The organism is Dyella lipolytica (assembly GCF_030160075.1).
Taxonomy (GTDB): Bacteria; Pseudomonadota; Gammaproteobacteria; order Xanthomonadales; family Rhodanobacteraceae; genus Dyella_B; species Dyella_B lipolytica.
On record NZ_BSNQ01000009.1, the window covers coordinates 702,579 to 722,445 of the forward strand.

Consider the following 19,867-nt stretch of genomic DNA (forward strand, 5'->3'; position numbering starts at 1 on the left):
CGTCCCACCGGAGAACCCTCTGATGTCCCTGCATCGTCGTTTTGGAATTTTCCTGGTCGCTGCGACCTGCACTTTCGTCAGCCTGTCCGCATCGGCGCATGCCATTCTGGTCGACAGCACGCCCAAGCCAAACGGCACGCTGACCGCGGGCCACGCAGCATTGGTCTTCAAGTACAACAGCAAGATCGACCAGCATCGTTCGCGGCTTACCCTGGTCAAGCCCGACCACAGCGAAACGGTGCTGACTATCGCCGCCAACAGCAAAAGCAACGAACTGGATAGCAGTGCCGATCTTGCGCCGGGTTCGTACTCGGTGCGCTGGCAGGCGCTTGCTCTGGATGGACACATCACCCGTGGCGATGTGCCCTTCACCGTCATTGCCGCGCCGTAACGCCTAACCCCTCCAGTCTGAGCGAACCCTCGTGGAACTTCTCGTCGATCTCTTCGGCTACTTGAGCATCATTCTGCACGGCTTCGTGATCGTCGCCCAATCGATGACGCTTGGTGGTGTGCTATTTCTGGTTTTCCTGTTGCGGCCATTTGTGAATGTGCTCGCACAAGGCGCGGAACTGGAGCGACGCGTAGCGCGCCTCACCATGTACAGCGCAGTGGGCCTTGCGGTCGCGGAGCTCTTAGGCACGGCCTTGCAAGTCTCAGTGCTGATGTCCACCGTTGACCTGTCGTTCTTTGACGTGATGCAGGCGCCGTTCGCCGTCAGTGGTGTCGTCAAGATCGCATGCGCCCTGATACTGATTCCCTGCCTGGGCAAGCGTGTTTCCTCCAGTCCGCTGTCCGCCGTATTGCCGCTGCTGATCGGCGCAGTAGAACTGACCGCCGCGACCTTCACCACGCACGCTTATGCGCGACTGGGCGACAACACACTGTTGTTGTTCGTCGAGGGACTGCATCAGTTCGGCGCGGCGATCTGGGTTGGCGCCATTCCCTGCTTCGTTCTCGCGCTCAGCAAGCTAAACGATGCAAACGGTTGGCGATTGGTCGGCGCGCGTTTCTCGCGCATGTCGATGATCGGCGTAGCCTCCATCGTGATCTCCGGCGCGATCATGACTGTGTTCTACATCGGTAGCCTGCAAGGGTTTTACGGCACGGCTTATGGCGTGATGGTGGGTGCGAAGATCGCGATGTTCCTCGCGCTGCTCGCGCTCGGCCTCGGCAACCTGATGGTGACCGAACGGCTGCGCAAGAACCAAGACACGTCGGTGATCCGACTGCGTCGCTTCGCGGAAGTGGAGATCGGCATCGGCTTCACTATTTTCTTTGCCGCTGCGTCACTGACTTCCGTGCCGCCGGCGGTCGATCTCACGACCGACCGCGTGACGCTGCACGAGATCGCCGTGCGCAATGCGCCGGTGTGGCCGCGCTTTACGTCGCCCGATCACGATCAGCTGGCGATTTCGCAAATGCAGACGCAGCTGGATCAAGAAGCCGCGCAGCGCCATCAAATCGCCGCACAGGCCAATGTGCCAGGCTCGGGCATTATCCCGCCGCGTAATGCGCAGGACATCGCGTGGTCGGAATACAACCATCACTGGGCCGGCGTCTTCGTGTTGTTGATCGGCTTGCTGGCTTTGCTCAATCGCGCCGGCGTGGGATGGCTCAAGCACTGGCCACTGTTGTTTCTGTTGATGGCCGGGTTCTTGCTGGTCCGTTCGGATCCGGAAGTGTGGCCGATGGGCAACGAAGGATTCTGGGTGGCGTGGCGCGATGTGGAAGTCGCACAGCATCGGTTCTTCGTGCTGTTGATCGTGCTGTTCGGGGTGTTCGAATGGGCGGTGCGCACGGGCAAGCTGCGCAGTCCCAAGGCGGCCCTGGTGTTTCCATTGTTGGTGTCGGCCGGTGGCGCGATGTTGTTGACGCACAACCACCAAATTGCCAACGTCAAGGATCAGCTGCTGATCGAACTGACCCACACGCCGCTGGCGCTAGCCGGCGTGTCTGCGGGCTGGGCGCGTTGGCTGGAGCTGCGCCTACCCGGGCGCGGTGGTCGCATCGCCGGCTGGGTATGGCCGATCTGCTTCATGTTGGTCGGCGTGATCCTGCTCTGGTATCGCGAAGCCTGAACCCCGCGATGCTAAAGTTATCCGGCAGCCCTCGGCCCGCTCCGGGCGGGGGCCTGCCATAACCATGATCGCCCCGCTCCCTGCCCCGGATACCGCATGAGCCTGATTTCCCAAGAGGTTCCCGCCTTCGACACCCGCGTTCCCGCCTATCTGCAGCGGCTGGAGCGCGCTATGGACGCCCTCCTGCCTCCTGCCGGCACCGATCCTGATCGACTCCATCAGGCCATGCGCTATGCCTGCGATGGCGGCAAGCATCTGCGTGCGCTGATGGTGTACGCCACCGGCGAGACGCTGGGCGTGGCACCGGAATGTCTCGACCCGGCCGCCTGCGCTGTCGAACTGATCCACGCCTACTCACTGGTACACGACGACCTGCCGGGCATGGACAACGACGATCTGCGTCGCGGTCGCCCGACCGTGCACAAGGCGTTCGACATCGCCACCGCGATCCTGGTTGGCGATGCGTTGCAGACGCTTGCCTTCGAGGCGCTAGCGAATGCGGGCGCGATCGATGCGGAGCAAAAGGTGCGGATGATTCGCAGTCTCGCCCATGCTTCCGGATCGCTAGGCATGGTCGGCGGTCAGGCCGTGGATATGGCCTCGGAAAATCTCACCTTGAACATCGGTCAGCTGGAGTCGCTGCATGCTCGCAAGACCGGTGCGTTGATTCTCGTCACTTGTCAGCTTGCCGGCATCGCCGCACGTGCACCGGAACAGGTTCGCCACGCGCTCGACCGCTACGGCCGGTGTATCGGCCTGGCGTTCCAGATCCAGGACGATGTGCTCGATCAGATCGCCGATACCGCCACGCTCGGCAAGACGGCCGGTAAGGATCAGGTGCAGAACAAATCCACGTTCCCTTCCTTGCTTGGATTGGAACAGGCCCAGCATCGCGCGAATGCGCTGTTCGACGAAGCACGCGACGCCGCACGCAGCATCTCAGGCGATGCTGAGCCGTTGTTGTGGTTGGCCGATCACATCCAGCAGCGCGATCACTGATTTTGCTTTAGCCCCTCTCCCCTCGGGAGAGGGGTTGGGGTGAGGGTTCGGACAGCGCGCGGCGTTGAACGCTTGCACAAGATTCGTTTATCACGCTCCGATCGTACCCTCATCCGCCCCATGGGCACCTTCTCCCAAAGGGAGAAGGACAACAGCTCAGGCCGGGCGCACGTCGTGCAATTTCCAGCTTGCGCCGATCAGCCAATTCAGACGCTGGCGCAGGATGCTCATCGGCAAATCGCTGATCACTTCCACTTCGGTGTGAAGATCAACGACCTTCGCGCTCACGCTGGCCAGTTGGTCGGTGACACCAAGGCGTTCATCCACCTCATCGGGTTCGGGCTGCATCGCGCGCCAGCGCTGGAACAACAGCGGACTGCGCAGCGCTTCCTGCAGCGCTGCGGCGAAATCGCCCGGACCGGCGCCGCCGTAACTCAACTCGGGTTGCGCACCTCGCGCATGTGCAAGGTCGCTGACCTGCAAGTAGTAATGATTGCGATGGGTCATAGTCGCTCCCTTTGTGCCTGACCGTACTCACGAAGCACCGGCGTGCCGGTCCCCTTCCCTTCAAAACCCTATCGCGACGCAATCCAGCAAGCTCGACGCCCGTTCGGCTGCCAGCCCATGCGGCAGAATGCCCAGGCAAGGCGCCGGCAATAGCGTACGCAGGGTGTCGATATTCTCCTCGATGGCGGCCATCTGCGGGTCGATCCGGTTGCCGATCCATCCGACCAGACGGCAGCCATCGGCTTCGATCGCCTCGGCAGTGAGCAGTGCATGACTGAGACACCCCAGGCGCAGCCCGACCACCAGCACGACTGGCAGCGACCATGTCTTGGCGATATCCGCTGCAAACAACCCAGGCAGCGCCAGCGGCACGCGCCAGCCACCGACGCCTTCGACCACTACCGTGTCGTAGCGTGAACGCAGCACGTCGAATGCGGCGTGCAACGGCGGCAACGTGATCGTTACACCTTCGCGCGCAGCAGCCAGATGTGGCGACAGCGCGTCACGCAAGGCGACGGGGTTGACCTGCTCGTAAGACGGTTGCGGCGCACTGCTGGCCGCCAGCAGCGCCAGCGCATCGTCGTTGCGCAAACCTTGCGGCGTCTCGATGCAGCCACTGGCGACCGGCTTCATCCCGCATACGTTGCGACCGGTTGCGCGCAGGGCGTGCAGCACGGTACACGCCGCATGCGTTTTGCCAATGCCGGTGTCGGTGCCGGCGATAAACAAAGCACGCGTCATGCCGTTCGCGCCAACGCTCGTCTCGACCAACGGCCAGGAATCCAGTAGGCCACGAACAGCAAGCCATAGATGTAGCCCGGCAGTCCGCTCCATGCGCCTGTATCGGGTATCAGTAGTGCCGCGATCAAGGACAACAACGCCACTGCGATGGAACCCAGTTGCGCGTAGAACGTAGCGCAGGCCTCGATCCGTTCCGCGTGCACCACATCCGATCGCCGCAAGCTGTGACCGTAAAGCGCGGCGAGACAGCCGGCCATGCATGCGTATGCCAGGCCGTAGCAGATGTAGAGGGCTTTGAGCTCATGCACGCTGCCGATCATCGGTTCGTTCGGCAACGCCGTATGCGTCAACGCATCGTGGATCGAACCGAAGAAAGCCTGGAAAAGCATGTTGAGCGGGTACACGAAGATCAAGGCGAAAAACACCAGCATCAGGCTGAGAAAAATACTGAGCCCGTCGTGAAGACGGAAACGATCGCGCCAGCGCACGTGCCGGTGCCAGAAAAGCAGCAGCGTAGCGAAACTGCAGGCAAAGCCCGGAACACGATCCAGCGCCAACAACAGATCGTGCAGGCTGTGCGGGACATCCGCCCCGGCGATGGCCAGCACGCTTACCGCAAAGGCGAATGCCGCGTCGATAAAGCCATCCAGTCGGTGCGCCTCGACGCGTCCGACACGTGCCGCATCGTGCTGATCGCTCATGGTGTTCGTACTCCCCTTGTACCCTGGCTCAAGACGTCCCATCTTGTTGTACCAGTCTGCAGCAATCGAGCCTTCTCGTCATGTTTGAGATCAAAAACGGCCAAGCGGCCAACAAATCCGAGCACTATGCCGACCTGGCCCAGCAGGCCCGGGGCGTGCTGGCCGGCGAACCCAGCCTGATCGCCAACGCCGCCAATTTCGCCGCACTGGTGTTTCACAGCCTGCCCGACCTGAATTGGGCCGGGTTCTATCTCTATGACGGCACCGAGCTGGTGGTGGGTCCATTCCAAGGTAAGCCGGCGTGTATCCGCATCGCGCTTGGCAAGGGCGTCTGCGGCACCGCCGCGCTAACGCGCCAAACGCAAGTCGTACGCGATGTAGACAGCTTCGCCGGCCATATTGCCTGCGATGCGGCGTCGCAATCGGAGATCGTGGTGCCGCTAGTGAAGGCCGATGGCAGTTTGCTAGGCGTGTGGGACGTGGACAGTCCGTCGATCGCACGCTTCGACGAGGAAGATCGCGCCGGTATGGAAGCGCTGTGCGACGTGTTTATGGAAAGTCTTACCAGTAGCAAGTGAACTGGAACGAGAGGTCAGCAAAGCCCGCCAGGTTGGGCATGTCCTCCATGGACTCACTTCTCTTCGCTCACCTCACCTTTTAAGAACGCCATCACCTTCGCCCGCGCCTCCTCGACACCGGTCCCTTCGGCAGCAGAAAACACCTGCGCAGTCACCGGCGTGCTCGCATCCAGCTGCTTGCGCAGCGTAGCCAGCGCCTGGCTGGCCTGATTGCGCGACAGCTTGTCTGCCTTGGTCATCAGCACATGGCAAGGCAACAGGGTGCCGAAGCAGAACTCCAACATCGTCCGGTCGAATTCCTTCAAGGGATGGCGAATATCGACGATAAGCACCACGCCTCGCAAACTGCGCCGCTGATGCAAATAGTTATCGATCTCCTGCCGCCAATGCTCGCGCAGGGATTCGGGAACCTTGGCATAGCCATAGCCGGGAAGATCGATCAGACGCGTTTCCATGGCCTGCGACATTTCGCCCTGCACGGTAGACGGCAATGAGAACGCCACCATCTGCTGGGTGCGGCCCGGTGTCTTGGAGGTGCGCGCAAGCCCCTTATGGCCAGTCAACGCGTTCAATGCACTCGACTTTCCGGCATTGGAGCGGCCAGCAAACGCAACCTCGGCCCCCTCATCGGCGGGTAATTGGTCAATGCGATGGGCAGCCAGCACGAACTGTGCGCCTTGCAGCGGATTAGTAGACATATACGGTAGTTTGACCGGCTAGTATGGCGTGGCGATAATTTCGAGGTTCTGCCAGTCACGGTCGCTGAGGGTGCGTGCCGTACATTCGTAGCAGTATTTCCTGGAGGCAAGTGTATGAGTTTTCGGCTCGCCGGTTTGCGGCCCGCTGTTGTGAGTGCAGTAGCCCTAGTCTTCGCGCTGTCTGCCAGCGTGGCATGTGCGCAGAATGCAAAGGGTCAGGCGGCCCAGAAAGCACCGGCTCCGGCCACGGCCTCCAGCGCTGCGAAGCCCGCGGTCGCCAGCAGTGCCCCGGCCGCCGCCGCGCCCGCTTCCGACGACGATGCGATGGCCGCCGCGAAGCCCGGCGATGCCACGGCGGGTCAGGCCAAGGCCGCCGCCTGTGGCGCCTGCCATGGCATGGACGGCAATTCCACCGATCCGCAGTACCCGAAACTCGCCGGTCAGCACGAGGCTTATATCGTCCATCAGCTGCACAACTTCAAGTCGGGCTCGCGGCAGAACCCGATCATGATGGGCATGTCCACACCGCTTTCCTCGCAGGACATGCATGACGTTGGCGCGTACTTCGCCAGCAAGCAGTCGCTGCCCGGCGTGGCCGACCAGGCGCTGGTCGCGCAGGGTGAGAAGCTCTATCGCGAAGGCGACGCCACGCGCGGCATTCCCGCCTGCATGGCCTGCCACGCCATCGACGGACGCGGCAACCCGGGCGCGATGTATCCGCAGCTCACCAGCCAGCACGCGCAGTATGTCGAAGCCACGCTGAAAGCGTTCCATGACGGCACCGTCTGGGGTACCGAGGCGCACGCCCAGATCATGCCGACGATCGCCAAGAAGCTCGAACCGCAGGACATCGCCGCGTTGGCTAGCTATATCGAAGGCCTGCACGTGGCGGACAACGGCAGCGCCCCGACATCGGCATCGCCGTAACTTCCCGGTGTCGATGTTGTCTAAGGCTCTTCTGTTTTTCCCATTTCGAGGCCAGCCATGCTGAAGCGATTGTCTTTCCTTTGCGCGGCGCTGCTTGCGCTCTCCGCCTGCAGTCATAACGGTTCCGACAACGGCACCTCCCCGCAACCCGCACCTGCGCAGACCTCGGCCCCGGCAGCACCGGCATCGGCGACCAAACCGGCGGCGACTACCACCACGCCAGCTCCGGCTGCTGCCTCTACCGCTGCGGCAACCAGCAGCAGTAGCGCGGCCGCTCCGGCCGCCGCCAGCACGGCAGCGTCGAAGCCTGCCGCTCCGGCAGAGCCGTTTGTCGACAACGGCAAGTGGGTGGAAGGCAAGAACTACTTCACCATCGAACCGGCGCAGCCGACCGGTGTCCCGGACAAGATCACGGTGACCGAGGCGTTCTCTTACGCCTGCCCGGCCTGCAATGCGTTCCACACCACGGCCGACCAGCTTGCGCAGGGCCTGCCGCCGAATGCGGTGATGACCTATTTGCCCGTGTCGTTCCGTCCGGACGAAAACTTCCCGTTGTTCCAACGCGCGTACTTCGCCGCGAAGGCGCTGGGCGTGGCCGACAAGACTACCGACGCGATGTTCGATGCCGTGTGGAAGACCGGCGAGCTGGCGTCCGACGATCTCACCACCGGCCGGCCAAAACCGCAGTCCGCATGGCCCACCATCGACGACGTGGCGAAGTTCTATGCCAAGTACGGTGTCGATCCGAAGGAATTCGTCGCTGTGGCGAACTCCTTTAGCATCAACACGCAAATGAAGCGTGCGGATGACATGGTGAAAGCCTATGGCGTCGACGGCACGCCGACGATCATTGTCAATGGCAAGTACCGCTTTTCGCCGGGGGATGCCGGCGGTTACCCGCAATCGATCGAGCTGACCAAGTGGTTGATCGCCAAGGAAGCGGCCGGCAAGTAATTCTTAAGTGCAAAGCGCCCGGTTCGCCGGGCGCTTTGTTGTTTTCAATACCTCGTACATACAACGACCGTCGTCATTGCGCAGGAAGAATCATGTTCAAGACCGCCCGCTTCCGTTTAATCACCTTGTTCTGCGGCTTGCTGTTGACCGGCGCATGCAACGCCGCCGGCCCCAATACCTCGGCTGCGGCTCCGTTTACAGATGGCGACCAGTACGTGACGCTGCCCGCGCCGTATCAGCGCGACAGCAGCAGCGGCAAGGTCGAAGTAACGGAGGTGTTCTCCTACGCCTGCGTCCATTGCGCCGAGTTTTCGACCTACGCTGACGACTTGCGCGCATCACTGCCGCCGGGTGTGGAGTTCAAGCTGGTGCCGGCGCCGTTCAACAACGCGTGGGTACCGTTCGCACGCGCTTACTATGCGGCCAAGAAGCTGGGCGTGGTCGAACAAACGCACGATGCGCTGTTCAAGGCCAAATTCGCGGATAACTATCCGATCAATTCCATGGATGAAATTGCCGATTTCTACGTCAGCCACGGCGTGAAACGCGACGAATTCCTGAGCATTGTCAATTCGCCCGAAGTGAACTCTCAGATCCAGCACGACCTCACGCTGCTCCAGACCTGGGGCGTCGATGGCACGCCCACTATCGTCGTTGACGGCAAGTACCGCAGCGCCAACGTCAAGAGCTTCGATCAGCTGGTTGCGTTGACGAAGTGGCTGGTGCAGCGCGAGCTGGATGCCAAGGGTAAATAACACTCGGCGGTGCGGCTTTCACAACGGCTGCACCGCAAGCAGGTAACGTTGGACCCATGACCCGCGCCGGATCCCCCGTCAAGCAACGGCTGCGCCTGTTGAGCTGTAATGTCCTGGCCGGCGCCAGCGTACAGCGTTACCGGCAATACGTTACGCGCAGCATCAATGCAGTGCTGCCGGCACGCAGCAAGCTGGACAACCTCGATCGTCTGGCTGAACTGCTGCCGCAGTTCGATGTGATTGGTCTGCAAGAGGTCGATGCCGGAAGCTTACGATCCGGCTTCCTCAACCAGACGCGCTATCTCGCCGAAACCTCCGGCATGCCGTTCTGGAGCCATCAGCCCAATCGGCCGGTGGCGCAGCTCTCGCATACCGCGAACGGCCTGATCTGCCGGTTCGAACCCAGGGCAGTGATCGACTATCCGTTGCCCAGCCGCATTCCGGGACGCGGCGCGTTACTGGCTCGCTTCGGCGATGACGCCAACGGGCTGGCCGTGATGATTGCGCACCTGTCGCTGAGCGCGCAGGCGCGGACCAAGCAGCTCGGCTTCATTGCCGAAGTGTTACAGGATCATCCACATGCGGTGTTGATGGGCGACCTCAACACCGACGCGCACAGCAAAGAGATGCGGCATCTGTTTGCACGTTGCAATCTGCAACCGCCGGCGCATCCGGTGCCGACATTTCCAAGCTGGAAACCGCGGCGCGCACTCGATCACATTCTGGTTTCTGCGGAAATTCACGTCGAGAAAGTATGGACGTTGCCGCAAGCCTTCTCCGATCATCTGGCGCTGGCCGCCGAGATCCAGTTGCCCTCACATTCCGCCAGGCCGCATCGATGACAGCCAAACGATTCGTTTCCGTTTTCTTACCGTGGCTCATGCTCGCCGCGGTCGGCGTGTTGTCGGCATGGTTGCGCTACGGCTTTATCGAGCCGCCTGCGCTGGCGCACCTTTGCGACGACCGCAACGGCCCGGCGTCATGCAGCTTGCGCCAGTTCATCGTGGTGGGATTCAACAGTTACGGCTTCGGTTTCGCCGCACTGGCCATCACGCTGCTTGCACTGATTTGGAAAAAACCGGCGTTGGCGTGGCTGGCAGCGGCGCTCGGCATGTTCGCCCTCGTCATGTACTGCTACGACGCCGGTGCCGTGGCGCTATTGATCGGCAGCCTACGCTTGCTGCGGCTGCAGGCGGACCGCATGGCGACGCCAATTGACGAACACCGGCAACGCAATCAACAGGTTCAAGCCCAGCCATAGCCAGGCGATTTTGTTCATGCCGACTTCCTGCACCACCGGCACGACGGCGAGCAAAGGGGCGGCGCAGGCAAGAAAGCGTTGCTCCAGCGACGGCATGGCGTGCTCGCGCGTCAGCAGCCCGAACACGGCATACGCCACGCACGGCAGCGCGAACAAGCCCATCGGAAAATCCATATAGCGGCCATTGAACGCCATCAGAATGTCGTACAGCACCAGCGCGAACAGCGAGCCGAAGCGCCACCATGACGCTGGCTCCGTGCTGTCGTAACGATCCGCAAGATGCGCCGCGATACGGCGCGCCAAAGCTAACGCCACCGCTACCGCCAACATCAGGCAAATCGACGACAACAACCACTCCCACAGTGGCCCGCAGGCGTACATCATTTTTCTCAGCTGCCACGCAGTGGCCGTACCGGCCGCAAAACCCGCCAGCAACAGCGCGAGCCAGCCGCGTGCGCTATGCCATGTGCGAGGCCAAGCGCCAACCACTATAAACAGGATCACGCCGGCTGCGCCGGCCAGCCAGCCCAGCCACCAGCGTGGTTCTTCGGTCACCGGCCCTAGCATCGAGAACTTCGGCTGCGCCTGTGAATTGAAGATGCCCCAATAACCGCCCACCGTACCTTCCTGCGCACGCTTCCACGGCTGGTCGAAGGCCTCGATCACGTTGTAAGGCATGTGCACCTGCGCGGCAAAACGAAGAAATTCGCGCAGGTAGCGCGCTTCGTTGACGATGCTCGGTTCTGCCGTACGACGCAGACGTCCCGCACTGGGCCAGCCGGTTTCACCGATCATCAGCTGCTTACCGGGGAACACATGCTGCATGCGTTCGTAAACATCTTCTACGTGATGCACGGCATCAACCGTCGCCACCGGGTTGTCCTCCCAGTACGGAAGAATATGGATGGTGACGAAGTCCACTGCACTAGCCATTTGCGGGTAGCGCAGCCAGTTTTCCCACACGTCAGCATAGGTGACCGGGATCGATGGTGGCGTCGCGACGCGCACGGTCTTGATGTATTCGGCCAAGCGCTTGGGTGATAGTTCACCGCGCAGCAGCACTTCATTGCCCACGATGATGCCGCGGATCGTCTGGGGATTCGCCTGTGCCGTGGCAATGCCGAGCGCCACTTCTTTCTCGTTATCTTTCACCACGCCGCCAAGCCAGATGCCCATTAACACCTGCATGTGATAGCGCGCAGCAATCGCGGGCACAGCATTGAGTCCATTGCCCTGCGAGTAGGTACGCACGCAGTCAAAACGCTGCGATAGCGCGCGTAAGTCCTCATCGATCCGCTCAGGGGTAATGATGAACTTCGCGTTGTAAGGCGTTTCGCCCGGTTTGCGGAACGGCGCATATGAGACGCAGGCGATGCGCGCCGACGGCGCATCGGGCAAGTCAACCGGCCGTCCGACACTCCACCACCAGACACCGCCCGTGAGCGCGGTCAGCGCCAGCAACAGCCAGGCGAATCCGTAGGAAGCAGCGTTGTTGGACGGTGACGACATGCGGGCCCTATAGATACAGCACACTCGAAGCGCGCAAGCTTAGCAGCCTGTCTGCAGCGAGCATCAGACAGTCACTGATCGTCGACACCAGCGCTGCAAAACTTACGACCCGTTCAGGGCGCTCCGAACCCATCCATTACACTTCGTCGGGATTGTTCGCAGGAGTTTCCATGGCCCCGCAAGTCGCACCGCCGCGCCTTGGCCCCCGTCTGCTGATCGTGTTTGCCGGCTGGATGCTGGTCAATGCGGCTACGGCGCAGACGGACACCACCCCTCGTCTCGAGGCCCAACGCGTCGCCTTCAAACAAGCCTACGCGGCAGCCAGTCAGGGCGGCGACAGCTGGCGCGCGCTGGCTGACGGTCTGCAGAATTATCCGCTGTATCCGTACTTGCAAGCCGCATCGCTGCAGCACGATATCCGGCAGGTGGACCGTCCGACCGTAGAGGCTTATCTCAAGCAGTACCCGGACATGATCCCGACCAACGATCTGCGCCGCAATTTTCTGCAGGAACTGGCACAGCGCCAGGATTGGAGCGATTTCCAGGCGATGTACCAGCCCGGCCTCGGCGACGCGCTCACCTGCGACGCCTTGCAGGCGCGGCTGGCGGGCGGCGCTACGCTCGACTTCGACAAAGATCTCGCAACGCTATGGACGCAACCCTCCCTGCCATCCGACTGCGACGCCGTGCTGCAGGCGGCGCACGATCAGGGCCTGCTGACCCCGGAGCGCCTGTGGGCGCGTATCGACCTGGCGGCTGATGCCGGCAAGGGCGGCACCATTTCAAACATGACGCAGTGGCTATCGGACGATGACGCTGAAGAGGCGAAGTACCTGGCCCTGGCACTCAATGAACCCGCGACAGCCGTACAGGCTGCCGCAAACTGGCCCGACACGGCCCGCGCGCGACAAGCCGCCACGCTTGCCCTGGTGCGCCTGGCACGACGCCAGTCCGACACAGCCGATACCGCATGGCAAAACCTGCAGAGTCGCCTTCACCTCGCGCCGACGCAGCGCGACAGCGTGCTCAACGCCCTGGCTGTCTTTCATGCCACCGATTACGACGCCAATGCCCTGACGCGCCTGGTCGATCTGCCGCTTAACGCGCAGACCGACGTCAGCCGCGAATGGCGCGTGCGCGTAGCCCTCGCGGAACAGAACTGGAGCGCCGTACTGTCCGCGATCGATGCGATGCCGCCCGGCCAGCAGCAGAACGACGAGTGGCTCTACTTTCGCGCACGTGCGCTGAGCGAACTGGGGCAGTCCGACAATGCGCAACGCGCGTACGTCCGAGCTGCCGCGCAATCCAGTTACTTCGGTTACCTTGCTGCCGATCATCAGCACGCGTCTTATTCCCTGTGTGTCTTGCAGCCCGTCGTCAGTCCGCAAGGCGAGCAAGCGGTGCTGGCGATCCCCGGCATGCAGCGCGCCTTCGAGCTGTTCGCCGTCGGCATGCTCAAACCGGCACGCCGCGAATGGAGCCAGGCGCTGGCCAATGCCGATGCGCAGACCTTGCGGCAAGCGGTGAATCTTGCCGATCGGCGCGGTTGGTACGACCGCGCCGTGTTCACCTTCAACAATGGACAAGCCCTGGGCTACTACACGCTGCGCTTCCCGCTCGCCAGTCAGGACGGCGTGGTGTCGCAGGCCGAGCAGGCCGGTATCGATCCCGCCTGGGCCTACGGCATCCTGCGGCAGGAAAGCGCCTGGATGAGCGACGCTCAATCGGGCGCCGATGCGCGCGGACTCATGCAACTGCTGCCTGACACCGCAGCTGACGTGGCACGCCATAACGGCCTGCCCTGGGATGGCGGCAACAGCCTGTACGACCCTGCCGTCAACATCGAGCTAGGCACACGCTACCTCGCGCAGATGGCAGGGCGCTTCAACGGCGCACCGTGGCTCGCCAGCGCGGCCTACAACGCAGGCGCAGCACGGGTAAGCCAGTGGCTGGACGCACGCGGCACCCTGCCGCCCGATATCTTCGTCGCCACCATTCCGTTCAAGGAAACCCGCGAATACGTCGCGCGTGTGATGTACTACAGCGTGATCTATGATTGGCGTCTGCACGGCACGGCCGCAGCGATCTCCACCCGCATGACGCCGATCGGACAGCCGTATAGCCGTCCGGATGCCCAGGATCCTCGCAAAAACATAAGCTGTACGACGCCGCCTGCAGCGGCCCCTGCGCCCTCGACTACGACCTCGAAAGCCAGCGCACCCGCCACGGACAAGGCGCACTGAGGACTTTCGCCATGACAATCCAGCGTCTCGTCCTACTCGGCGGAACCGGTTTCGTCGGCAGTTATCTCGTGCCTCGCCTGGCCGCCGACGGGCACCGCATCACGTTGTTATCGCGCAATCGCGAACTGCATCGCTCCTTGGCAGTGCTGCCCAACGTTGCCGTCCGCAGCGCAGATGTCTACGACGACGCGGCGTTGCGCCAGCAGCTTGAAGGGGCCGATGCGGTGATCAACCTGATCGGCATTCTCAACTCAAGCGGCCGTCATACCTTCCAGCGCGCGCACGTGGAACTGGCACGCCGGCTGATCGACGCCTGCAAAGTCATCGGCGTAAAACGCCTGCACCAGATGAGCTCGCTGAAGGCTGGTCAAGGGCTTTCGCAATACTTGAAGACGCGTGGCGAGGCGGAGGCACTGGTCAAGGCATCGCCGCTCGACTGGACGATCTACCAGCCGAGCGTCATCTTCGGCGATGGCGATGGCCTGGTCACGCGCTTCGCTGCCTTGCTGCGAAAGATGCCGGCGCTACCGCTGGCACGCGTCACATCAAAGCTTGCGCCCACTTATGTAGGCGACGTGGCCGAAGCCATCGCGCGTTGCGTGGCCGACGACAAGCTTGCCACGCGCAGCAGCTTCGAACTTTACGGACCTGAGGTGCTTACGCTCGGCGAGATCGTGCACGCCATCCGCGACGCAGCCGGCCTGCACACACCGATCATTCCCCTGCACGACAGCCTCGGACGCCTGCAGGCGCAGTTCGCCGGCATGCTGCCCGGCAAACCATTTTCGCCGGACAATTTCCTGTCGCTGCGCACCGATTCCGTCGGCAAGCTGGACGGCTATGCCGCGCTTAGCATCGTGCCGCAGCCATTTACGCCATGGTTGCCCACGCTTGTTCATGGGTTGCCGCGGCAACGTCGATTGGATATGGCACGGCAAGCCTTTCGCCACCACTGAGCCAGCCGGCGCCAAAGCGCGATCAGCGCGGCATGGCAGAATGCCCCTATGCGTACCTATCTGGTGGGCGGCGCCGTCCGCGACAAATGGCTGGGACGACCGGTGGTCGATCGCGACCACGTGGTCGTCGGCGCGCAACCGGATGACTTGCTGGCACGGGGATACAAGCCCGTCGGCAAGGATTTCCCGGTTTTCCTGCATCCCGAATCCGGCGAGGAATATGCGTTGGCGCGCACCGAGCGCAAAACCGGACGCGGCTATCACGGCTTTGCCTTCCATGCCGATCCAAACGTGACGCTCGAGCAGGATCTCGCCCGGCGCGACCTCACCATCAACGCGATCGCCGAGGATGAGCACGGCGTGCTGGTAGACCCTTACGGCGGCGTACGTGACCTTGAGCAGCGCTTGCTGCGGCACGTCTCGCCAGCCTTCGTGGAAGATCCTGTACGCTTGTTGCGTGTGGCCCGCTTTGCCGCGCGCTTCGCGCCACTCGGCTTCACGGTGGCCGAAGAAACGATGACGTTGCTGCAGCAGATGGTGCGCAATGGCGAAATCGATCATCTGGTGCCGGAGCGCGTGTGGGCCGAAACACGCAAAGCGCTTGGCGAAGCGCAGCCTTCGGCATTTCTGCGCGTGCTACGCGACGCTGGGGCGCTGGCGGTGTTGTTTCCGGAGATCGATGCTTTGTACGGCGTTCCGCAACGCGCCGAATTCCACCCTGAAATCGACACCGGCGTACATCAGGAAATGGTGTTGGATGCCGCCGCGCAACTCGCACCTGGCAACGACTTGGTCGGCTTCTGCGCACTTACCCACGATCTTGGCAAAGCACTGACACCTGCGGATGAATTGCCGCGTCATATCGGGCACGAGCAACGTGGCGTGAAGCCGTTGCGCGCACTGGCTGCGCGGCTCAAGGTGCCTACTGACTATGCCGAGCTGGCAGAACTTGTCTGCCGCGAACATCTCAATGCGCATCGGGCGCTGGAATTGAAGCCCGCCACGCTGTTGAAGCTGTTCGTGGCACTTGACGCTCTGCGCCGGCCGGATCGGTTGGAGACGTTCCTCACCGCCTGCATGGCGGACAAACGCGGCCGGCTCGGACACGAGCAGGATGACTATCCGCAAGCGACATGGTTGCGGCAGGCACGCCATGCGGCGGCATCGATCACGTCGGATCCGTTCGTAGCGCAAGGGCTGCAAGGTCCAGCCATCGGCGCGGCCATGGAAAAGGCGCGGATCCGGGCGATTGCCGAAATGAAACTTATGTAACGCCTAAAGGCTTCGGATGCACCCGCCGTGATTCCGGCACAGGTGAATTCCACGCCCACTACGTCAAGCAGTGCCGCCAAAGGTCTTTTCGGTCGCTGCCGCGCATGCCACCATGTTGCGGGCTTCCAGGGCATGATCACGATGACTCGTATAGCCGTATTGATTCCATGCTTCAACGAGGCGGTCGCCGTTCCCACCGTCATACGCGATTTTGCCGCGGCGTTGCCTCAGTCGCGCATCTATGTCTACGACAACAACTCTACGGATGGAACGGCAGAGGTAGCGAAGGCTGCCGGAGCCATCGTCCGCAAGCAGGACCTTCAGGGCAAAGGGCATGTCGTACGGCGCATGTTCGCCGACGTGGAGGCCGATGTGTATGTGATGATAGACGGTGACGCGACCTATGAAGCCGCCGCCGCTCCCGCGATGATCGAAAAGCTGCTGGCCGAAAAGCTGGATATGGTCGTAGGCACACGCAGCAGCACCGAACTCGAGGCTTATCGGCAGGGACATCGTTTCGGCAACTGGCTGTTGACCGACCTGACAGGCCGCATCTTCGGCCGCACGTTTAGCGACATGCTTTCCGGATATCGCGTGCTTTCCCGGCGATTCGTGAAATCGTATCCCGCGCACGCGGGCGGCTTCGAAGTGGAAACGGAATTGACCGTCCACGCGCTGGAGCTGCATATGCCGGTCGCCGAGCACTCGACTCGCTATATCAGCCGCATGAATGACTCCCATAGCAAATTGAATACATGGGGCGATGGCTGGCGCATTCTTATGGCTATTCTGAAGTTGACCAAGAATGGCAAACCATTGTTGTTCTTCAGCTCTGCGGCTGCGATCTGTTTCATCGTCGCCATTTTGCTTGCACTGCCGCTACTGGCGACTTATCTCCACACCGGCCTGGTGCCGCGCTTTCCCACGGCGATCCTGTGTTCTGCATTGACGGTACTCGCGGGCATCTTCGTAGTGTGCGGACTGGTGCTGGATACCGTCACACTTGGGCGGCGCGAGCAAAAGCATCTGACCTATCTGTCCTACCAGTCTCCGTACGCTGAAGGCGAGAATGACTGACAGCGATCGTATCAAAGCCGGTTGCTTTGATCGGCGGAGAGAATCTCTGCAGGCACGGGCAACGCAGAAAGTCCGCGTGCCATCATCATGGCCTGGAACCGCTCACCCATCTGGTCGGGCAGCATGAGCTTCTTCACCTGCTGCGCGAGACGGTAAGCTGCGGCATTATCGTCGGCTCGCTCATACGCCTGCTCGAACACTTGCTGTAAGCCAGCAGCAATCAGGAATTGAGCCTGCGGCAAATAGGCTGCCACACCGAAACCGGCGCCGTTGCCGGCCTCTGCCAGCGCGGTGAAATCAACCGAAGCGGTAAGGTCGTTGAGGCCAGGTAGGTACAGCGGATCGTTATGCGCGCGATGGCGATAGTGCGCCATCAGCGTGCCGTCCTGGCGCTCGGGCAAATAGAACTCACGACGCACATAGCCATAGTCGATGAACAGCATCAAGCCGGCCTCGAGCGAGCCAGCTATGGCCTGAATCCAGTAAGGCAGTTGCGGCAGTATTTCGGAGCGGTACTCGTTGTCGAATGGACGGCCGAGGTCGCGCTCGACATGCCGCACCGCGCCTGCCACCAACGCATCCGCGGGACGGTCGACACGCAATAAGCGACCGTCGCCGTCGAGCGCCACGTACTCTTCGTACACCTCACCGTGGCGCATGACGAATCGCGTGGTTGGTAAGGCGTCGATCACCTCGTTGGCGAACAACACGCCGCGCCAGGTTTCCTCCGGCGGACGATCCACCCAGGCAACACGCGCGAACAGTTCCTTCGACAACGCGGCGCCGAGTCGCTCGCGTTGTCGTTCGCGTAGATCGGCGCTTGGCTCAAGAATTAGGTAGCGACGCGGCAACATGCCGTTATCGGCAAATGCCAGCAGCGCCGCTTCGGCAAACGCGCCACTGCCGCCGCCGAGCTCAAGAAAGTCCGCCTCGTCGCCCAGCATGGCCAGCGCAGGTTGCACAACCTGGACAACGCAACGCGCGAAGAGGTCGCCGAGTTCCGGTGCCGTGACAAAGTCACCTGCTTCACCAAACTTGGTCTTGCCAGCGCTGTAGTAGCCCAGCCCAGGCGCGTAGAGGCAACGTTCCATGTATTGCGAGAACGGCATAGCGCCGCGCGAAGCGATCTGTTCGCGCAGATGCTGAAGCAGGCGCTGGGAATGCGCGAGCTCGTCCGGAGCGGGCTCGGGCAGCTGCGAAGTCTTGGATGGATTCATGGACTAAGACGCGGCTTCCGCGGCATGAGGCTTGAGCAGCCAGCGCACGGCGAGCACGCCGATTTCGTAAAGCAGGCACATCGGAATGGCCAGCATGATCATCGATGTGATATCTGGCGGGGTGACTACAGCGGCAATGGCGAACGCACCGACCATGGCGTAACGACGGCCCTTGCGCAGCTTGTCCAGATCGACGATGCCGACGGCGGCGAGGATCACTACCGCCACCGGTACCTCGAAACACAAACCGAAAGCGAAAAACATCAGCATCACGAAATCGAGGTAATGAGTGATGTCGGTCATCATCTCCACGCCCTGCGGCGTGACCGCCGTGAGGAAGCGGAATGCCGCCGGCAGCACCAGGAAAAACGCGAAGGCGCAACCGATGTAAAACAAGATCAACGCGGCAATCAGCAGTGGACGCGCCAGACGTTTTTCGTGCTTGTACAAGCCCGGGCTGACGAAAGCCCACAGCTGATAGAGGATGACCGGCATGCTGATAAAGAGCGCCGCATAGAACGCCAGCTTCAACGGCGTTACGAAGGGGCTAGCGACTTCGGTAGCAATCAGATGCGCGCCTTGCGGCAAACGCGACACCAAGGGTGCGGCCAGCAACGAATAAAGACGATTGGCGAACGGCACCAGTGCGACCAGCACGACTACGACCGCCAGAATCGCTTTGATCAAGCGGGTGCGAAGTTCGAGCAGGTGCGAGAACAGACCTTGTTGCAGATCCAGCTCAGGCTCAGGCGCTGCCATGCGAGGATTCCTTCGGCGCGTCGATCTGCGTGATGTCGTGCTGCACTTCGGCGATGCTGTCCTTCGCTTCGGCCGCCGTGGTAGCAACCTGTTCGCGTGTCTGACGCATCACGTTGTTCACTTCGGCCTGGGCGGCCTCGGCACGTGCCGCTGCTTCGCGTGCGGTGCGCTTGAGTTCTTCGATTTCCAGTTCGCGCTCGACTTCGGCGCGCACGCTATCCCAGCCCGAGCGCAGACGGCGCACCAAAGCGCCGGCGGTGCGCGCTGCGTGTGGGAGTTTTTCGGGGCCAAGCACGATCAGGGCGACCAGCGCTAGCAACACCAGCTTGCCGAGGCTGATCTCGATCATGGCGCGTTACTTCGATTCGCTGGAGTCGCGCTGGCTCTGATTGGCCTGGGTACTGCTGCCGGCCGCCGGCGGCGGATCGGCCTTCAGCGTTTCCTGCGCCTTGCGCTTTTCCTCGTCCTCGTCACCTTGCATGGCCTTCTTGAAGCCACGCACGGCGTTACCGAGATCGGAGCCAACCCGAGTCAGCTTGCCGGTGCCGAACACCAGCAAAATGATGACCAGCAGGATCGCCCAATGCCAAATGCTGTCCAAACCCATGAGTACCTCGTTGCGGAAGTTTGCCGTA

General features: G+C 61.9%; 22 protein-coding genes. 13 read left to right on the forward strand and 9 right to left on the reverse strand.

Annotated elements, in window-relative coordinates; all coding sequences use genetic code 11:
* Positions 1 to 22: 22 nt before the first annotated feature.
* From QQL64_RS16240 to QQL64_RS16250, 3 genes are all read left to right on the forward strand, one after another.
* Positions 23 to 391, forward strand: coding sequence for a copper resistance CopC family protein (locus tag QQL64_RS16240; RefSeq protein ID WP_284401523.1), 369 nt, complete (start codon positions 23 to 25; stop codon positions 389 to 391).
* A 31-nt stretch (positions 392 to 422) separates the two neighbouring features.
* Positions 423 to 2,078, forward strand: coding sequence for a copper resistance D family protein (locus QQL64_RS16245; protein WP_284401524.1), 1,656 nt, complete (start codon positions 423 to 425; stop codon positions 2,076 to 2,078).
* Between the two features lie 96 nt (positions 2,079 to 2,174).
* Entirely contained in the window at positions 2,175 to 3,077 is a 903-nt protein-coding gene (locus QQL64_RS16250) for a polyprenyl synthetase family protein (RefSeq protein ID WP_284401526.1), read from the forward strand.
* A gap of 156 nt (positions 3,078 to 3,233) precedes the next feature.
* Here the strand turns inward: QQL64_RS16250 and QQL64_RS16255 are convergent, their stop codons facing one another.
* Genes QQL64_RS16255 through QQL64_RS16265 form a run of 3 tightly spaced genes read right to left on the reverse strand, consistent with a single transcriptional unit; the run spans position 3,234 to position 5,026 of the window.
* Entirely contained in the window at positions 3,234 to 3,584 is a 351-nt protein-coding gene (locus QQL64_RS16255) for a hypothetical protein (protein ID WP_284401527.1), read from the reverse strand.
* 60 nt (positions 3,585 to 3,644) lie between these two features.
* A complete protein-coding gene (gene bioD / locus QQL64_RS16260; RefSeq protein ID WP_284401529.1) occupies positions 3,645 to 4,325 on the reverse strand; it encodes a dethiobiotin synthase in 681 nt (226 codons plus the stop codon).
* The gene (locus QQL64_RS16265) at positions 4,322 to 5,026 is read right to left on the reverse strand and encodes a TMEM175 family protein (protein ID WP_284401531.1); all 705 of its coding nucleotides are present in this window, start codon (positions 5,024 to 5,026) and stop codon (positions 4,322 to 4,324) included. Before QQL64_RS16265 ends, bioD begins: the two co-directional genes overlap by 4 nt.
* A gap of 80 nt (positions 5,027 to 5,106) precedes the next feature.
* On the opposite strand from QQL64_RS16265, the gene QQL64_RS16270 reads away from it, so the two are divergent.
* Complete coding sequence (locus QQL64_RS16270) at positions 5,107 to 5,604, forward strand: GAF domain-containing protein (protein WP_284401533.1); 498 nt, start codon at positions 5,107 to 5,109, stop codon at positions 5,602 to 5,604.
* A gap of 53 nt (positions 5,605 to 5,657) precedes the next feature.
* Here the strand turns inward: QQL64_RS16270 and yihA are convergent, their stop codons facing one another.
* Complete coding sequence (gene yihA / locus QQL64_RS16275) at positions 5,658 to 6,302, reverse strand: ribosome biogenesis GTP-binding protein YihA/YsxC (RefSeq protein ID WP_284401535.1); 645 nt, start codon at positions 6,300 to 6,302, stop codon at positions 5,658 to 5,660.
* Positions 6,303 to 6,416: 114 nt separating this feature from the next.
* On the opposite strand from yihA, the gene QQL64_RS16280 reads away from it, so the two are divergent.
* The 5 genes from QQL64_RS16280 to QQL64_RS16300 all read left to right on the forward strand — a co-directional run bounded on the left by QQL64_RS16280 (position 6,417) and on the right by QQL64_RS16300 (position 10,199).
* Positions 6,417 to 7,229: a c-type cytochrome gene (locus QQL64_RS16280; RefSeq protein WP_284401537.1), complete on the forward strand. Its 813-nt coding sequence runs from the start codon at positions 6,417 to 6,419 to the stop codon at positions 7,227 to 7,229.
* A 57-nt stretch (positions 7,230 to 7,286) separates the two neighbouring features.
* Positions 7,287 to 8,183 (forward strand): thiol:disulfide interchange protein DsbA/DsbL, encoded by an 897-nt coding sequence (locus QQL64_RS16285; protein ID WP_284401538.1) that lies wholly within the window; start codon positions 7,287 to 7,289, stop codon positions 8,181 to 8,183.
* A gap of 92 nt (positions 8,184 to 8,275) precedes the next feature.
* Positions 8,276 to 8,938 (forward strand): thiol:disulfide interchange protein DsbA/DsbL, encoded by a 663-nt coding sequence (locus QQL64_RS16290; protein WP_284401539.1) that lies wholly within the window; start codon positions 8,276 to 8,278, stop codon positions 8,936 to 8,938.
* 56 nt (positions 8,939 to 8,994) lie between these two features.
* The gene (locus QQL64_RS16295) at positions 8,995 to 9,780 is read left to right on the forward strand and encodes an endonuclease/exonuclease/phosphatase family protein (protein WP_284401541.1); all 786 of its coding nucleotides are present in this window, start codon (positions 8,995 to 8,997) and stop codon (positions 9,778 to 9,780) included.
* Positions 9,777 to 10,199 (forward strand): hypothetical protein, encoded by a 423-nt coding sequence (locus tag QQL64_RS16300; RefSeq protein ID WP_284401543.1) that lies wholly within the window; start codon positions 9,777 to 9,779, stop codon positions 10,197 to 10,199. Before QQL64_RS16295 ends, QQL64_RS16300 begins: the two co-directional genes overlap by 4 nt.
* Here QQL64_RS16300 and QQL64_RS16305 read toward each other — a convergent pair.
* On the reverse strand, positions 10,110 to 11,708 hold the full coding sequence (locus tag QQL64_RS16305) for a glycoside hydrolase family 17 protein (RefSeq protein ID WP_284401545.1): 1,599 nt from the start codon (positions 11,706 to 11,708) through the stop codon (positions 10,110 to 10,112). The genes QQL64_RS16300 and QQL64_RS16305 overlap by 90 nt on opposite strands.
* Positions 11,709 to 11,878: 170 nt before the next feature.
* Here QQL64_RS16305 and QQL64_RS16310 point away from each other — a divergent pair, with 170 nt between their 5' ends.
* From QQL64_RS16310 to QQL64_RS16325, 4 genes are all read left to right on the forward strand, one after another.
* The gene (locus QQL64_RS16310) at positions 11,879 to 13,951 is read left to right on the forward strand and encodes a transglycosylase SLT domain-containing protein (protein ID WP_284401546.1); all 2,073 of its coding nucleotides are present in this window, start codon (positions 11,879 to 11,881) and stop codon (positions 13,949 to 13,951) included.
* An 11-nt stretch (positions 13,952 to 13,962) separates the two neighbouring features.
* Positions 13,963 to 14,907 carry a complex I NDUFA9 subunit family protein gene (locus QQL64_RS16315; protein ID WP_284401548.1) on the forward strand — a complete coding sequence of 315 codons (945 nt, stop codon included), beginning with the start codon at positions 13,963 to 13,965 and terminating at the stop codon, positions 14,905 to 14,907.
* 48 nt (positions 14,908 to 14,955) lie between these two features.
* Positions 14,956 to 16,179 carry a multifunctional CCA addition/repair protein gene (locus QQL64_RS16320; RefSeq protein WP_284401550.1) on the forward strand — a complete coding sequence of 408 codons (1,224 nt, stop codon included), beginning with the start codon at positions 14,956 to 14,958 and terminating at the stop codon, positions 16,177 to 16,179.
* Between the two features lie 141 nt (positions 16,180 to 16,320).
* Complete coding sequence (locus QQL64_RS16325; protein ID WP_284401552.1) at positions 16,321 to 17,256, forward strand: glycosyltransferase family 2 protein; 936 nt, start codon at positions 16,321 to 16,323, stop codon at positions 17,254 to 17,256.
* An 11-nt stretch (positions 17,257 to 17,267) separates the two neighbouring features.
* On the opposite strand, the gene QQL64_RS16330 is transcribed toward QQL64_RS16325, so the two are convergent.
* Genes QQL64_RS16330 through tatA form a run of 4 tightly spaced genes read right to left on the reverse strand, consistent with a single transcriptional unit; the run spans position 17,268 to position 19,839 of the window.
* Positions 17,268 to 18,473 carry a class I SAM-dependent methyltransferase gene (locus QQL64_RS16330; protein WP_284401554.1) on the reverse strand — a complete coding sequence of 402 codons (1,206 nt, stop codon included), beginning with the start codon at positions 18,471 to 18,473 and terminating at the stop codon, positions 17,268 to 17,270.
* 3 nt (positions 18,474 to 18,476) lie between these two features.
* Positions 18,477 to 19,232, reverse strand: coding sequence for a twin-arginine translocase subunit TatC (gene tatC / locus QQL64_RS16335; protein WP_284401556.1), 756 nt, complete (start codon positions 19,230 to 19,232; stop codon positions 18,477 to 18,479).
* The gene (gene tatB, locus QQL64_RS16340; protein ID WP_284401557.1) at positions 19,219 to 19,581 is read right to left on the reverse strand and encodes a Sec-independent protein translocase protein TatB; all 363 of its coding nucleotides are present in this window, start codon (positions 19,579 to 19,581) and stop codon (positions 19,219 to 19,221) included. Before tatB ends, tatC begins: the two co-directional genes overlap by 14 nt.
* A gap of 6 nt (positions 19,582 to 19,587) precedes the next feature.
* Positions 19,588 to 19,839, reverse strand: a complete 252-nt coding sequence (gene tatA / locus QQL64_RS16345) for a Sec-independent protein translocase subunit TatA (RefSeq protein WP_284401559.1) — start codon at positions 19,837 to 19,839, stop codon at positions 19,588 to 19,590.
* Positions 19,840 to 19,867: the final 28 nt, after the last annotated feature.

Bases quoted from the DNA above. Each gene is read 5' to 3' on its own strand.
- QQL64_RS16280 (WP_284401537.1), top strand. From the start codon at position 6,417: ATGAGTTTTCGGCTCGCCGGTTTGCGGCCCGCTGTTGTGAGTGCAGTA.
- QQL64_RS16255 (WP_284401527.1), bottom strand. From the start codon at position 3,584: ATGACCCATCGCAATCATTACTACTTGCAGGTCAGCGACCTTGCACAT.
- QQL64_RS16290 (WP_284401539.1), top strand. From the start codon at position 8,276: ATGTTCAAGACCGCCCGCTTCCGTTTAATCACCTTGTTCTGCGGCTTG.
- tatA (WP_284401559.1), bottom strand. From the start codon at position 19,839: ATGGGTTTGGACAGCATTTGGCATTGGGCGATCCTGCTGGTCATCATT.
- QQL64_RS16240 (WP_284401523.1), top strand. From the start codon at position 23: ATGTCCCTGCATCGTCGTTTTGGAATTTTCCTGGTCGCTGCGACCTGC.
- tatC (WP_284401556.1), bottom strand. From the start codon at position 19,232: ATGGCAGCGCCTGAGCCTGAGCTGGATCTGCAACAAGGTCTGTTCTCG.
- QQL64_RS16315 (WP_284401548.1), top strand. From the start codon at position 13,963: ATGACAATCCAGCGTCTCGTCCTACTCGGCGGAACCGGTTTCGTCGGC.
- QQL64_RS16305 (WP_284401545.1), bottom strand. From the start codon at position 11,708: ATGTCGTCACCGTCCAACAACGCTGCTTCCTACGGATTCGCCTGGCTG.
- QQL64_RS16325 (WP_284401552.1), top strand. From the start codon at position 16,321: ATGACTCGTATAGCCGTATTGATTCCATGCTTCAACGAGGCGGTCGCC.
- QQL64_RS16300 (WP_284401543.1), top strand. From the start codon at position 9,777: ATGACAGCCAAACGATTCGTTTCCGTTTTCTTACCGTGGCTCATGCTC.
- bioD (WP_284401529.1), bottom strand. From the start codon at position 4,325: ATGACGCGTGCTTTGTTTATCGCCGGCACCGACACCGGCATTGGCAAA.
- QQL64_RS16250 (WP_284401526.1), top strand. From the start codon at position 2,175: ATGAGCCTGATTTCCCAAGAGGTTCCCGCCTTCGACACCCGCGTTCCC.
- tatB (WP_284401557.1), bottom strand. From the start codon at position 19,581: ATGATCGAGATCAGCCTCGGCAAGCTGGTGTTGCTAGCGCTGGTCGCC.
- yihA (WP_284401535.1), bottom strand. From the start codon at position 6,302: ATGTCTACTAATCCGCTGCAAGGCGCACAGTTCGTGCTGGCTGCCCAT.
- QQL64_RS16285 (WP_284401538.1), top strand. From the start codon at position 7,287: ATGCTGAAGCGATTGTCTTTCCTTTGCGCGGCGCTGCTTGCGCTCTCC.
- QQL64_RS16330 (WP_284401554.1), bottom strand. From the start codon at position 18,473: ATGAATCCATCCAAGACTTCGCAGCTGCCCGAGCCCGCTCCGGACGAG.
- QQL64_RS16270 (WP_284401533.1), top strand. From the start codon at position 5,107: ATGTTTGAGATCAAAAACGGCCAAGCGGCCAACAAATCCGAGCACTAT.
- QQL64_RS16320 (WP_284401550.1), top strand. From the start codon at position 14,956: ATGCGTACCTATCTGGTGGGCGGCGCCGTCCGCGACAAATGGCTGGGA.
- QQL64_RS16265 (WP_284401531.1), bottom strand. From the start codon at position 5,026: ATGAGCGATCAGCACGATGCGGCACGTGTCGGACGCGTCGAGGCGCAC.
- QQL64_RS16310 (WP_284401546.1), top strand. From the start codon at position 11,879: ATGGCCCCGCAAGTCGCACCGCCGCGCCTTGGCCCCCGTCTGCTGATC.
- QQL64_RS16295 (WP_284401541.1), top strand. From the start codon at position 8,995: ATGACCCGCGCCGGATCCCCCGTCAAGCAACGGCTGCGCCTGTTGAGC.